This is a genomic window from Nostoc sp. (assembly GCF_036917375.1).
Classification (GTDB): domain Bacteria; phylum Cyanobacteriota; class Cyanobacteriia; order Cyanobacteriales; family Nostocaceae; genus Nostoc.
Genome location: NZ_JBALDN010000094.1, coordinates 22,016 through 35,807 on the forward strand (window position 1 = coordinate 22,016; position 13,792 = coordinate 35,807).

Genomic DNA, 13,792 nt, shown 5'->3' on the forward strand with positions numbered 1-13,792 from the left:
ATAACAAATGTTTATCAAGTTTTGATAGTCAAGAAGTTGGTAAACGCACAGTAAAACAACTACCAACTTCTAATTGACTCGTAACACTAATTAATCCACCGTGATTTTGAGCAATAGTCTGAGCGATCGCTAGCCCTAAACCAGAACCACCTAACCAATAAGCACGAGATCGATCTGCTCGCCAAAAACGCTCAAAAACCTTATTGATATTCTCTGGTGCAATTCCCATACCTGTATCTTGCACGTTGATATAAAGGTGGGAACCGATACGTCTGGTTTTAATTTCTACTACGCCTCCTGATGGTGTATAGTAGATGGCGTTTTCAATTAAATTAGTAAACAGTCGCGTTAAGTGACTTGAATCACCTATTAGCTGAAGATTAGCAATTAATTGAATTTTCAAATTAATTTGTTTGGCTTCAGCTTGAGGTTTATACAGTTGGATTAGGTTCTCTAATATTGACGTTAAATTGAGAGTATCCCTATTTTGATTGGAAACTCTATCAGTGCGTGCTAACATCAGTAAGTCTTCTGTGAGGCGAGTCATCTGGTTGGTAGCGCTGGCGATCGCCTGAAATTTTTCTGCATCTTTTGGGCCTATTTCTTCTGGATATTCTAGCGGTAACTCAGCATTAATTTTGATAGCCATTAACGGACTGCGTAGTTCGTGGGAAGCATCAGCAGTAAATTGTTTAAGCTTTGCAAAACTCTCTTCAATGGGTTGCATTGCTTGATGAGTTAGTAAAATTCCGCCAATACCACTCAGAACCAAAGTTATAATAATCCCACCGCTTAATCCCCAATCCAATTTTTGGAGAGTTTCATCAAATTCTTCTAAAGATTGACTTACTCTTACATACCCAACTAGCTCACCATTATCACTAGCGATAATTGGTACATTTACTGCTTGGATAGGTATTTTACCAGTCTGAAATTGTACTATTTTGTTTGGTAAAAAAGGTAAAGTTAAAACATTTTTTCCCTGTTGGGTAATCAAATTTCCTTGAGTATCAAACCACTGTAATGCTTGATGAGAAGCAATTAAGTCTTGTGGACGAAAGTCACTTTCAACTGTCAGGCGACCTTTTTCCAACTCTACATTTGCAGCAGCACCTTTACCGATGGCTGTAAGTTTATCTGTGATTTGTTCAGTCAAGCTGCGAGTGAAAGCAAATCGGACTGCGATCGCAAATATTCCCAGTAGCGATGCAAACACAATTAAATAAGACAACAATAAACGATATCTAATTCGTTGAAACACATTTTTTCTGCTGTAAAAATTTATATCAATTTATTTTAATTGTGTCCTAAACGATAACCAATGCCATAGATATTTTCAATCAAATCTTCTGAACTTCCAGATGCTCTAAGTTTATTCCGCAAATTTGTGATATGAGTTTTAATACTTCCTTCTCCAGAAGATTTATCAAAATCCCACAATTTATCAAGAATTGCCGAACGAGTGATAACTTGATTTGGATTTTTTAGAAAATATTCTAATATCATATATTCTTTAGGAGTTAATGATATGATATTGCCTGCATAAGTAACCTGTTGAGTTGCTGGGTCTAGTTGCAAATCACCGTGGATTAAAATCTGGGGACGAATCTCTGGAGTTCTTCGAGCTAAAGCTCTGATGCGTGCTGCTAATTCTTTTAATTCAAATGGCTTAACCAAGTAATCATCAGCACCAGCATCGAGTCCGATAATTTTGTCACCTGTTGTATCTCGTGCTGTCAGCATTAAAATCAGAACATTAGATGAAGCAGCACGTAAACGCTTACATAAAGCAATTCCATCTAATTTAGGAAGCATTAAATCTAATAAAATTAGCTCATATAATGCTGATTGCGACCATTCCCAAGCTGCCAATCCATCAGTTGTTATATCCACAATATGGTGTTGTCTTCTTAAAAATTCGGCTAATGGCTTCGCAATGCGATCGTCATCTTCAACTAGCAAAATTCTCATAATACTCCATCCCTAAATTATTAAGGCTTTCTAATACGAACGAGGGTTATCTTACCTACAAGGTTAATCTTAATTTTTTTATCATATATTCTTAATTTGAACTTAATCTTATCTGATTAATGTTTCGTATGAGCGCTCAAGATATGCAATCCCAATCAAGCTGATTCATCAAATGATAAATTCCTAAATTAAATACTTACTTCAATAGGGGTAACGACAAATAGAGGAATTTAAACTTTTGCTATTTAGTAACCAAATACCTTTGTAACCAAGCGTATTCACAAATTTTCGTGTTGTTTTAGCTTAGTCATATTCGACTCTAGAACTGTTAATTGGCGTTGCTTCATAACGCTAATAACCACAAGCCTATAACAATACATAGGGTACTTTATCAGCAAAGGAAATAAATAGAATGACTCGATTTAGCAATTCTCATCTACCTACTGTTTTAAAAACAGTGATTTTTAGCACAGTTATTTTAACAGGGCAGACATTTTTACAATTTAATAACTCAGCAGCAACAGCAGCCAGCTTTTACCAACATGTATTACTCTTATCAGTTGATGGACTGCATGATGCTGACATCAACGATCCTTTGCTTCAACCTTACTTACCAAATATTAATAATTTGCAAGCAAATGGTGTTACTTACACTAATGCCTTTACCAGTACACCCTCCGATTCTTTTCCTGGTGAATTGAACTATCTCACAGGAGCAAGTCCAAAAACGACAGGGGTTTATTATGACAATTCATATAGTCGCTCATTATTAAGTAAAATCGGGAGTCCTGCTGGTACTGGAGTTCTATTTGATGAAAGTATTGATAAAAATCCAAATCTTATTAGTGGAGGTGGTGATTTTGGCAAAGGTAGCATTGATCCAAGTAAGTTGCCAGTAAATAGCACAGGAAAACCCATTTATCCTCATAACTACCTGAATGTTAATACAATTTTTGAGGTAGCTCACGATGCTGGTTTACACACGGCATTTATTGATAAACATCCTGCCTATGACCTTGCTAATGGGCCTTCAGGTAAGGGAATTGACGACTTTTATGCTCCAGAAATCAATGCTAAAGTAGCTTTGGAAAATGGCAAATTAGTCGATCGATCAACAGCCCAAAATCCTAGCAATCTAACATTTAAAACGACAACTAAAAGCACTAGTCTTACAGAAGCTTATGATGATTTGAAGGTAAATGCACTTTTAAACCAAATAGCTGGTAAAGATTCTCAAGGAATTACTACTCCGGGAACTCCTGCTATTTTTGGCATGAATTTTCAAGCTCTTAGTGTCGCTCAGAAAGATGCTACTAGCAATGGTGGAATTGCTGCTGATGGAACACCTTCACCAGGATTAATTAATGCCTTAGAACATACAGATGCTAGTATCGGAAACATAGTTAATGCATTGAAGCAACAAAATCTGTTTGATTCAACATTAGTAGTATTGACAGCAAAACACGGTCAAAGTCCCCGTCAAGGAACAGCTACCCTGATTTCCGAAAACACATTTACAGATGTTTTAGAAAAAGCTGGGATTACCGTAAATCATGCAACACAAGATGATATTGGGTTGTTTTGGCTTGCAGATCAAAGCCAAGCTGATACTGCGACAACTCTTTTAAAAAATCTCAAAAATCCGGCGATTAATGAGATTTTATCTGGTAGCACATTACAACAAGCAGGCTTTGGTAATCCTTTGTCAGATGACCGTACACCAGATTTCATTATCAAATTGAACCCTGGATATGTGATTTCAGATAGTACAAAAAGGGCTGAACATGGGGGTTTTTCAGATGACGATACCCATGTTGGATTGATTGCTGCTAGCGGGATTTTAGCTTCTGGATTTAAAGGTACAATCCAAACACAGGCGGTAAAAACAACTCAAATAGCTGTTACTGCTCTAGATGCGTTGGGGTTAAATCCCGATTTATTACAGGGTGCGGTGAAGGAAGGTACTAAAAAATTACCAGGTTTAGGAATTTCTGATACTCATACAGTACCAGAGCCAAATATAAGTCTTGGCTTGTTATCTTTTATGGGCTTGATGTTAACTGCCTCTCTATGGAAACAATGCAAACAAATCAGTTAAGCGTTGAAGATTAGCTTTTTTAAGCTGACTTGTAAAATCTGTTTTTTCTCTTTGAGCGCTCTGTGCCTTTGCGGTTGAAAAGCAATTTATTTAACCACGGAGGCACAAAGAACACAGACTAAGGAGATTGAAGAGGAATTTTTTCCTAATTCCTAATTTTCTGATAAAGAGTATCCCGTTGTTGATAAGGTCTTCCTAAAGAAGCGATCGCAGTTTGCAAGGTTTCCACTTCCATACACGTACCGCCCAAAGCACCTGCCATTGTGGTAATGTGTTCCTCCATCAAAGTGCCGCCAATATCGTTGCAACCCCAAGCTAAGGATTCTGCTGCACCTGCAAGCCCCAGTTTTACCCAACTCTGCTGATGGTTGGGAATCCAATTACCTAAATAAATCCGCGCCACAGCCCCTAAGAGCAGTGCATCATTCAAAACTGGTTGATCGCGTCCGACACGACGACGTAAGGATTTGGGGGCTTCTTGACCTACGAAGGGTAATAAAATAAACTCTGTGATCCTGGCTGGATATCCCCGATTGATGGCGGTTTTTTGGAGCCATCGCAATTTTTCTAAATGTCCGATTTGCTGTTCGTGGGTTTCAATATGCCCAGATAACATGGTGCTAGTGGTATGCAAGCCTAATTTGTGAGCGGTGCTAACAATTTCTAGCCAAGTAGCTGTGTCAATCTTCTCTGGACACAATATCCGCCTTACTTCATCGTCTAATACCTCAGCTGCTGTTCCCGGCATTGAGCCAACACCAGCATCGCGCAAAGCTGTAATCACATCAGCATATTCCAGTCCGTCAAGTCTGGCGATAAATTGCACTTCTTGGGGAGAGAAAGCGTGTAAATGTATCTGGGGAAATTCCTGTTTAATGGTTTCTACGACTTTCAGGTAGTAGGGCAAAGATTTACCATTTATCAGTGCTTGTGGATTTAATCCCCCCTGCATACAGATTTCTGTTGCACCCCGTTTTACTGCATCTGTGGCTTTTTCCAAAATTTGCGCCGAATCTAACCAGTATGCATCGGTATCACCATCATCTCGACGGAATGCACAAAAACTACAGTGCTGCTCACAAATATTAGTAAAGTTAATATTACGGTTAATTATGTAGGTGACAGTATCGCCTGCTTGAGTGTGGCGGAGTGTATCGGATGTAGTACGTATTGCTGCGATCGCCTCTGGCTCAGTTTGTTGTAACAATACCACTCCCTCTTCGGGGGATAAGTCGTATCCCATCAAAGCACGTTCTAGAATTGTTTCAAACGCAATTTTTGTCAGCATTACTTTCTTAATTTCTCGGTAAATATTAATTTTATGAGCTTGTAAATAATAAAATTCTACTTAATAAATATACCAATTTCTCGAAAATCCCACACTTGAACATAAGTTTTATCTTTAAAGCTATTAAAAGAGCTTATTTTGTTTGAGCGCACTATCTTTATCTAGTTTATACAACCCATTAACAAAAAAATAGTTGTGATTTAACCACAACTATTTTAATTGATTAATTTATATCTTTGTATTGGCAGGAATCTTTAGTACAATGATATTACTAATTTGTCCTTACTTGTGGTTTTCGTCGATGTTGTATTAGCAATCCAATCGCCATGCCAATGCCGACAAAGGCTGTAAAGTAGAATAAACCAATCAATCGGATGTAAATTGGTGGTGCGATCGCTTCAACTTCAACTTCCTGCGCTACCTTCAATGGTGTAAATTGACGGCTAGATCCTGGTAGAGGAGTGGCTTCCACCTCGATTTTGTGGGGTGAACCATCAAAAAACTGTTCAAGCCATGTTAATTTACCTTGTTCGTCGGGAATGCCTTTGTAGTCAAAAACTGTTAAATTGTGTTCTGTAGCGATCGCTTTCACTTGCAAAGCTACATCTGTTACAGGCTGTCCGGTTGCGGCATCTTTCACCTGTAACGCTAAGTTCGCAAGTTTTCCGACAGTTGCGTTTTTATCTCCGCCAAGGTTGATTTCTAATCCCTGAGATTTTTGAGATGATGGTGCAATGGCTTCGGTACTATTTGAGTGATGTTCGCTGCCATGAGCTTCTGCAACTTCTGCACTAATGTTGATAACTATTAGAGTTATTATAGCCACTACAGTTAATGCACTTAATAAAAGGCGGACTGACTGTGGTGCAATTTCTCCTTGTTGTAGTTCTTCTTGACCGCCAATAATCCAACCACCCAACAACCCAAGTGACAGTAAAATAGCTGCAATTACAGCAAAATATTTATATTTGATTGGATTTTCGTGGACATTTAGATTTAAGGTTTGTTCATAAGCAGCAAAAGTATTTGCTACCAAGGGTGATACTTTAACTAACAGTTGGTAATTACCACGGATGGGTAACATCTGCTGAATTTCTAGCTTACCATCAGGTGCATTGGCACTCATTTCCAACAATTTTGTCCCCTCAACAATGGGAAAATCTGTTGTTAACCAAGGATTACGCGGCGGTGTCAGAATTTGTAAACTAATTTTGGCATTTGTTAAAGATTTACCCGCAGCATCAACAGCTTGTACAGTCAAAGTAACAGGAGATTGAGGTTTTTCTGCCTCTGCTTCAAAGGGAAGAATACGTTCTAAAGGTGGGTTGGTAGAAAGTAGGACTCTAGATGCAGGAATTTGGGAACTTCCCACAAAGGAATAAAAAACTGACAAAACAATGCAAACAGCGCTGATAACTCCAAAAAGTCGATATTTTTTCATAAAAACTTACGGTAAATGTGAAGCTTATGTAATTTCTGCAAGTTAAGCTTTCATAGCAGTGGATGAAAGTTACTCCAGATGATTACTAAGTAAAAAAATCCCAGTCAAAGAATTAGTTAGAAATCAGACATCATCTTAAATCAAGTTAGGTGATGTAGAGATGGTTTGTTTATCATCTCTACAAAACCTAAAAGTTATTTTCCAGCAAAAAACTGGCGCGAAATTTGCACTATTTTAGCGTCGTAACTTTGTTATGCGATCTAGCAAAGCTTCATGCACCTAAAAATCTTGGGATTATGAGAATTTAGTGACATGCAACGCCTAATGTGTGGTGACGCGCTGAGTGTGCTGTGTTATGAACCGCAGGATAGGTGGAGAACAAAACAGTCCAGATAACTAAAGAAGATAGCATCATATAAAGTGTTACCTGCACAGGTTTGGATAAGGTAATACCTGCGGTTTTCTGCAATAGTGAAATATGAGAAAAACTAGTCATTTTTGACCTCCTAATAATAAATTTGGGTAATTCATCAATCAAAGGGCATAACGCCGCTTGATTGCAAAAAGATATACCATCAACTTTGTATTTGACAAGTGTGTATCAAATGTCTTGTGTAATTCGACTTTAGTGAATACTATACTATCCTTTGACATCGACCGATCGCGATGCAGAAATCTACACATAAAGTCCATACAAATAACAAAAGAATGACACATGATTTTGAGTGATGGCATTTTCAGCGCTGCTAACACGAAGGTAACAGATAAAAATTAAAAATTCTCATATTACCAAGCATTCAAAATTCCTTGAATAAAGGTAACTTATGTTATCTCTAAACCAATTCAATACACTAAAGATTAACAATAGTTTCTTGCTTGTGTCCATATTCAAGGTGCTATTATACTCATTGTTTATACTGGAAGTATTGCTGAAGCAATCAGCATATCAGGAATATGTATGAACAAGTTAGTTTTATCTGAATATTATTTATACATAGTAAATCGTATAAATACAGTTAAAGTGACGAAAATATTGCGAAAGTTTTTAGAGTTCATCTAGATTTAACAACTTAACTGATATTTATATGCGCTGAAAAATTATTGACAATAATTATTAATTCCTCTAGTATTTAAAAGCAATTGCAAAAGATTTGCAATTCTTTTTTGGTGCTAACCATAACTAAATCTCATGCCCAACAACTTCGCTCTAAGTAACGGAAAACCTTGGAGCCGCCGTCAATTGTTGAAGCTGGGCCTAGCAGGTGCTGGAATAACTGGTGCAGCTGGACTTTGGCAGATGCTAAATATACCAAGTAAGTCAATCGTTAAAGTGCCACCATTCGATAGGTCAGCACCAGACGATGTTACTAACCCAATGAAGATGTTGAGAGATTTTGATTATGGGACAGTGAAGCAAGAGAATGGGCGGACTATCCGGGAATTTCAGTTAACTGCTGGTTCTTCCATCATAAAACTCAATAGTGCTGTCTCTTACAACATCTGGGATTTAAACGGTCGCATACCAGGGCCAACGCTACGGGCAAAACAGGGCGATCGCATCCGGGTACTATTTCTCAACAACGCTGGACATTCTCACTCTTTACATTTTCATGGCGTTCATCCAGCAGAAATGGATGGTGTTCGCCCAATCAGCAATGGTAGCGCCACAATCTACGAATTTGATGCCGAACCTTACGGCGTTCATTTATACCACTGCCATATTGAACCAGTCACCCGTCACATTGCCAAGGGACTGTACGGAATGTTTATCATCGATCCACCGACTCCCCGTCCCCCAGCTGATGAAATCGTACTAGTGATGGGTGGATATGACGTGAATGATGATAGCCATAACGATTATTACGCCTTCAACGGTCTGCCCCACTATTACATGCATCATCCCATTGGCATTTACAAAGATCAGTTGATTCGGCTGTATGTTCTTAACATCATTGAATACGATCCGGCAGTGACGTTTCATCTCCACGCCAACTTCTTTGATGTCTATCGCTACGGCATGACTATGACACCTAGCGAGAAAGCAGATGTGATTACGATGGGTGTCGCAGAAAGACACATCTTAGAATTTGCTTTTCGTTATCCAGGTAAGTATATGTTCCATCCCCATCAAGATGCGATCGCAGAAAACGGTTGCATGGGTCAATTTGAAGTACTTACTGATAACAACTCTCAAAATAATGTTAAACATTCCTGACAATATTCTTAGTAATTTGTAATTAATTTATGAAAATTTTAGCAAACTAGTTGATAAAAAATCTCATTATATGCAACAGTAAAATCTATGACAATCTGTCAAACAAACTACTTTCTAGTAATAGTTTGAAATGTTTCAATTAATACCTTTTAAGTTGTGCGAGGAGCAAAGATGATAAAACTTCGTTATATATGTTTAGCAGCAGCAGCAGCGGTAATAGTTAGCTTGAGTTCCTGTAGTAATACCCCAACCGCAGAAAATCCATCAGCACCAGTTGCTAGCACTCCAGCTACAGAGGCAGTAAGTAATAACAGTCATAGTAGTCACGGTAGCAAAGAAAAAATTAACATTAATAACGCTATATTGTCAGAATTGGATAAATTTGAAGCCAAACTAGGTGTTCCGGCTTTATCCAACAAAATCCAGGCAAATCGTCCCTACGGTAGCCCAGAAGATTTAGTTACTAAAAAAGTAATTACTCAAGAACAGTTCGACCAAATTAAAGACCAGGTTGGCGTTCAAGAAGTGGTACTCACAGGTGAGGCAAAAGATGTTGATTATATGTCTAAATTAGGCTTAATGAAAGGGCATCTTTTGGTAGCCAAAGAACTGCTAGATCAGAATCAGCCGAAACAGGCAGAACCTCATATTGGGCATCCAGTTGAAGAGATTTACGTTGATGTCGAAGATCAACTTAATGAACGCAAAGTCAAAGAATTTAAGACAACTTTGGTGAGTTTGCAAGATTTAGTGAAATCTAGTCCGAAGGATAGCAAAGTTAAAACTAATTTTACTTCTTCAGTGCAAGCAGTTGATGGAGCGATCGCAGCTTTGCCAGAAGCTCAACGCTCAAAACCAGGATTTGCGCTCCAAGTAATTAACGAACTACTAGATTCAGCTAACTCCGAATATGGTGCGGCGATCGCCAATGGTAAAGTAACCGCGCCAATTGAGTATCAAGACTCCCGTGGTTTTGTCTTTTACGCTAATGAATTATACAAGGGGATTTCTAGTCAAGTAGCTCAAGCAGATCCCGAAGCACACAAAGCGATCGATGCTAGTTTTGCTGAACTAATAAAAGTTTGGCCCGCCGCTATCCCACCAGCAAAAGCAGTCAAAACACCTAATGATGTTACCAAGCTAGTGAAAACCATTGAGGAAAACTCTCAAAAAGTGGTTGATAAATCCAATACCCAAGCACAGCGATAACACTTTAATTTAATGGAAAGTATAGGTTAAGGAGTTTAAAATAGTTAGGAGTTAGGAGTTATGAATTATGAGTTATGAATCCCAAACTACTAACTCTTAACTTCCAACTCCTCACTCCTAACTAATACACTCCCTTCGTTACTTTAACTAACAACTGATGCAAGAACTTGACCAGAAAAAGACTATTGACCTGCTGAACGCCATTATGGAATTTGAACTAGCAGGAGTAGTGCGCTACACACATTATTCTTTGATGGTAACTGGCCCTAACCGGATTCCAATTGTGGCTTTTTTCAAAGCACAGGCAAGTGAATCTTTACTTCATGCCGAACAAGTGGGAGAAATTCTCACCGGTTTAGATGGGCATCCCTCCCTGAAAATCGCCCCAATGGAAGAAACCTACCAGCATAAAGTCAAGGATATCTTGGAAGAAAGTTTATCCCATGAAAAAAAGGCATTGGATCTGTATAAAAAATTGCTCGAAACTGTCACCAATGCCAGCATTTACCTGGAAGAATTCGCTCGCGGTATGATTGGACAAGAAGAGATGCATAATCTCGAACTGAAAAAGATGCTACGCGATTTTGGTTAATAGTCATTAGTCATTAGTCCTTAGTCATTAGTCAAAAAGAAATTCAAAGGACAGATGACAAAGGACAAAGGACTAATGACAAAGGACAAAAGACAAAGGACAAAAGATGAATTTTAGTACTGCTCTACCTACTTTTGTAATCACACTTCGAGAAGGAGTGGAAGCTGCCCTTGTTGTTGGTATTGTGCTAGCTTTGCTAAAAAAAGCTAAACAATCCCGACTCAATTCATGGGTATATGCTGGTGTCGGCGTTGGCATTGTCGTCAGTGCCTTAATAGGCGTGTTATTCAGTTGGATAATTCAAGTACTGGGAGCCGCGAATCCTCAATACACCACCGTAGTTGAGCCAGCGCTAGAAGGTGTATTTAGTGTATTAGCGATCGCAATGCTCAGTTGGATGCTAATCTGGATGACTAAACAAGCCAGATTCATGAAAGCTACAGTTGAGGGAGCAGTAACAGAAGCGCTGACACAAAACTCAAATGCTGGCTGGGGTGTTTTTACTTTAATTTTAATTGCCGTTGTCCGCGAAGGCTTTGAAACTGTTCTCTTCGTTGCAGCTAATTTCCAACAGGGATTAATGCCAGCCTTGGGCGCTATTGCTGGTTTGGTAGCCGCATCTGCCATTGGAGTGCTGCTATTTAAATGGGGTGTCAAAATTAACATCCGCCAGTTTTTCCAGGTAATGGGCGTTTTATTAGTGTTAATTGTCGCTGGGTTAGTAGTTTCAGCCTTGAAACATTTTGACGAAGCAGTAGCTAACCTTGCCCTTAGCAGTCGTGCCACAGAAGGACTTTGTTTCTATTACGAACGTTTTACAAAAGTCCACTCCTGTATTTTGGGGCCAATGGTTTCCAATACTTCCACAATCTTGCCTGACGAACAGTTTCCTGGAATTATTCTCAAATCTTTATTTGGCTATAGAGACAATCTCTATCTTGTGCAAGCAGTGGGATACGTGGGATTTTTACTCACCATTGGAGGACTATATTTCCGCAGCCTTGGGGGTGCTTCTCCTGAAAGTAAAAAGAATATCCCTTTTGGTCAAAAACCAATTAGTTCTGCAAAAGATTAAAAGCACAGTCAGTTACCTCGTTTGCAGTCTCCCCTATTCCCAGTCTATGGCTGGGAATCGCCTTTGGGATAGCTACGCTAATGTCCATTTAGAAGTAGCTGCCGTAGTTAAAGCCACAGTTAATATTTTTGCCATTGTAATTGAATACAAATGTTTTCAAGTAATACCAATTTAAAAAATAATGCAACAAATTAACTATTTTTAGAGACGCGATTCATCGCGTCTTTAGCCAAGGATGTGTTGCAATCATTAATTGAATTGGTGTAATCAAAAAAGTAAATGAGCAAAACTTTTATATTAAATTCTTTACTGTTACTTTCTCAAATACCCAATCAAGAAGCAAAATTTTTAGATTTAAAAAATAAACTAGAAAAAAAAGGGTTTCAGGTAGTCATTGCGCTACCACCAAAGCGAGGAGCTTATGGGTTACTAAGAGAAACTGACAAAAAAATCTGGATTAATCCCGTAGTGTTTGAATTACATATTGGAACTCAAACACTAATCCATGAAACTGTTCATGCAGCGCAAGTATGTGCCGGAAAAGGAAAAATAAAAACTTTAGGTTTAGACATTCAACCAAGCAATTATGCTCGTCCATTTTTTAGGCGCTATACCGATGTCAAACGACAAGATTTAGAAAGAGAAGCCTATGCAGTACAAACTCAACCTAATAGTTTTGAATTAGCTGTATCTCTTCTTCAACAACACTGTAAATAGCTAGTTTCGTAGATGCAAAAGCTAAAGCGCCCTGATTTAACTGCTTTCTAATACAAACTGTTGTTGAGTAATAATATAGAGTGCAAAGAATGCTTTAAAACACGAATTTATTAATGATAAATTTTATTTTTGAAAACATACTGACACTGAAAAGCCTGTTTTCTCAGGTTTTTATCTAAAATCACCTCCAATAAATGCATCCTTTATTGACTGTTCTCCCAGTATTGAGCTAATGCCCTATTGTGCAAACAACGCTTGTTTAAGCTGCTGACAAGCCTTTTCTATTGCATCTATACTACCCGGATTCACTAGGCCAAAATAATCAAACACATAGACTCGGTTATTTTTAGTTGCTTGTAGTTGCTGCCAAAAAGTTTCCTTTTTCAACAAATCTAAAAGCGTCGCTTCTGAATTTCCTTGTGGAGGATTAACTAAAATTATCACCTCTGGATTTGCTTCTAAAACTTTCTCAGCCGAAAGCGTCACATAGCCACCAATTGGGCTTTTTCCTTGTAAATCTGCTGCTATATTTCTCGCTTGAAATTTCGCCAGTAAATCTCCTGCCCAACTATTTTTATTTGGTGCTAAAATTGGTTGACGACTAACCAGTGCTAGTGTTGAAATAGTCTGAGTTGGTTTATTTGGTAAGAAAGCTTTATAACTATTTAACAAAGGCTGAGGATCGGCATTAATTAACTCAGCGAGCTTTTTAGTAAGTTCTTGTAGAGATTCCCAGCTATTAACCTTAGTGAGCAAAGTTTGAATACCTAGCTGCTGAAGTTTTTGAATTGGAATATTAGAAAAACCTTCAGCACCAATAACTAAATCTGGTTTTAGTGCTACTACTTTCTCTAAATTTGGCGGATTTTGCCCTTCACTAACGCGGGGAATATCTTTGAATCTTGAGTCATTCTTAAATAATCTACTCCCAGTAATTCCAACAAGTTTTGTTTGATCGAGTCGAGAAATGATATCAGCAGAAAGAGAAGAAAGGGCAACAACTCTTTTTGCCGAGTCTTTTGATAATTGTTGAGAGTTCGTATTAGTCGCCTCAGTACTATTTTCCACTTTGGTTTGTGGTTGCTGAGTATTTGCAGTGGTGCAAGCAACTAAAACTATACTCAACAAAATTGCTAAAGCAGATAAGAGCCAACGACGATACATATTAAAATTCCTTAATTCCTAC

At 38.3% G+C, this 13,792-nt stretch carries 12 protein-coding genes; 6 read left to right on the plus strand and 6 right to left on the minus strand.

Annotated features, from left to right (window positions below; genetic code table 11):
* Positions 1-28: 28 nt before the first annotated feature.
* Positions 29-1,261 carry a HAMP domain-containing sensor histidine kinase gene (locus tag V7K45_RS24650; RefSeq protein WP_335007583.1) on the minus strand — a complete coding sequence of 411 codons (1,233 nt, stop codon included), beginning with the start codon at positions 1,259-1,261 and terminating at the stop codon, positions 29-31.
* 35 nt (positions 1,262-1,296) lie between these two features.
* Positions 1,297-1,971 (minus strand): response regulator transcription factor, encoded by a 675-nt coding sequence (locus tag V7K45_RS24655; protein WP_335007584.1) that lies wholly within the window; start codon positions 1,969-1,971, stop codon positions 1,297-1,299.
* Between the two features lie 412 nt (positions 1,972-2,383).
* On the opposite strand from V7K45_RS24655, the gene V7K45_RS24660 reads away from it, so the two are divergent.
* Positions 2,384-4,069 carry an alkaline phosphatase family protein gene (locus V7K45_RS24660; RefSeq protein WP_335007585.1) on the plus strand — a complete coding sequence of 562 codons (1,686 nt, stop codon included), beginning with the start codon at positions 2,384-2,386 and terminating at the stop codon, positions 4,067-4,069.
* 145 nt (positions 4,070-4,214) lie between these two features.
* Here V7K45_RS24660 and cofH read toward each other — a convergent pair whose 3' ends face one another.
* The 3 genes from cofH to V7K45_RS24675 form a co-directional block, all read right to left on the minus strand.
* Positions 4,215-5,357: a 7,8-didemethyl-8-hydroxy-5-deazariboflavin synthase subunit CofH gene (gene cofH / locus V7K45_RS24665; RefSeq protein WP_335007586.1), complete on the minus strand. Its 1,143-nt coding sequence runs from the start codon at positions 5,355-5,357 to the stop codon at positions 4,215-4,217.
* 271 nt (positions 5,358-5,628) lie between these two features.
* Complete coding sequence (locus tag V7K45_RS24670; protein WP_335007587.1) at positions 5,629-6,798, minus strand: hypothetical protein; 1,170 nt, start codon at positions 6,796-6,798, stop codon at positions 5,629-5,631.
* A gap of 304 nt (positions 6,799-7,102) precedes the next feature.
* On the minus strand, positions 7,103-7,294 hold the full coding sequence (locus V7K45_RS24675; protein ID WP_335007588.1) for a CbtB domain-containing protein: 192 nt from the start codon (positions 7,292-7,294) through the stop codon (positions 7,103-7,105).
* A gap of 693 nt (positions 7,295-7,987) precedes the next feature.
* Here V7K45_RS24675 and V7K45_RS24680 point away from each other — a divergent pair.
* The 5 genes from V7K45_RS24680 (at position 7,988) to V7K45_RS24700 (ending at position 12,606) form a co-directional block, all read left to right on the plus strand.
* Complete coding sequence (locus V7K45_RS24680) at positions 7,988-9,013, plus strand: multicopper oxidase domain-containing protein (protein ID WP_335007589.1); 1,026 nt, start codon at positions 7,988-7,990, stop codon at positions 9,011-9,013.
* Between the two features lie 171 nt (positions 9,014-9,184).
* On the plus strand, positions 9,185-10,222 hold the full coding sequence (locus tag V7K45_RS24685; RefSeq protein ID WP_335007590.1) for a helix-hairpin-helix domain-containing protein: 1,038 nt from the start codon (positions 9,185-9,187) through the stop codon (positions 10,220-10,222).
* Positions 10,223-10,379: 157 nt separating this feature from the next.
* On the plus strand, positions 10,380-10,814 hold the full coding sequence (locus tag V7K45_RS24690; protein WP_335007591.1) for a ferritin-like domain-containing protein: 435 nt from the start codon (positions 10,380-10,382) through the stop codon (positions 10,812-10,814).
* A gap of 106 nt (positions 10,815-10,920) precedes the next feature.
* Positions 10,921-11,889 (plus strand): FTR1 family iron permease, encoded by a 969-nt coding sequence (locus V7K45_RS24695; protein ID WP_335007592.1) that lies wholly within the window; start codon positions 10,921-10,923, stop codon positions 11,887-11,889.
* 279 nt (positions 11,890-12,168) lie between these two features.
* Positions 12,169-12,606, plus strand: coding sequence for a hypothetical protein (locus V7K45_RS24700; protein ID WP_335007593.1), 438 nt, complete (start codon positions 12,169-12,171; stop codon positions 12,604-12,606).
* A gap of 237 nt (positions 12,607-12,843) precedes the next feature.
* Here V7K45_RS24700 and V7K45_RS24705 read toward each other — a convergent pair whose 3' ends face one another.
* Entirely contained in the window at positions 12,844-13,770 is a 927-nt protein-coding gene (locus V7K45_RS24705; protein WP_335007594.1) for an ABC transporter substrate-binding protein, read from the minus strand.
* Positions 13,771-13,792 lie beyond the last annotated feature (22 nt).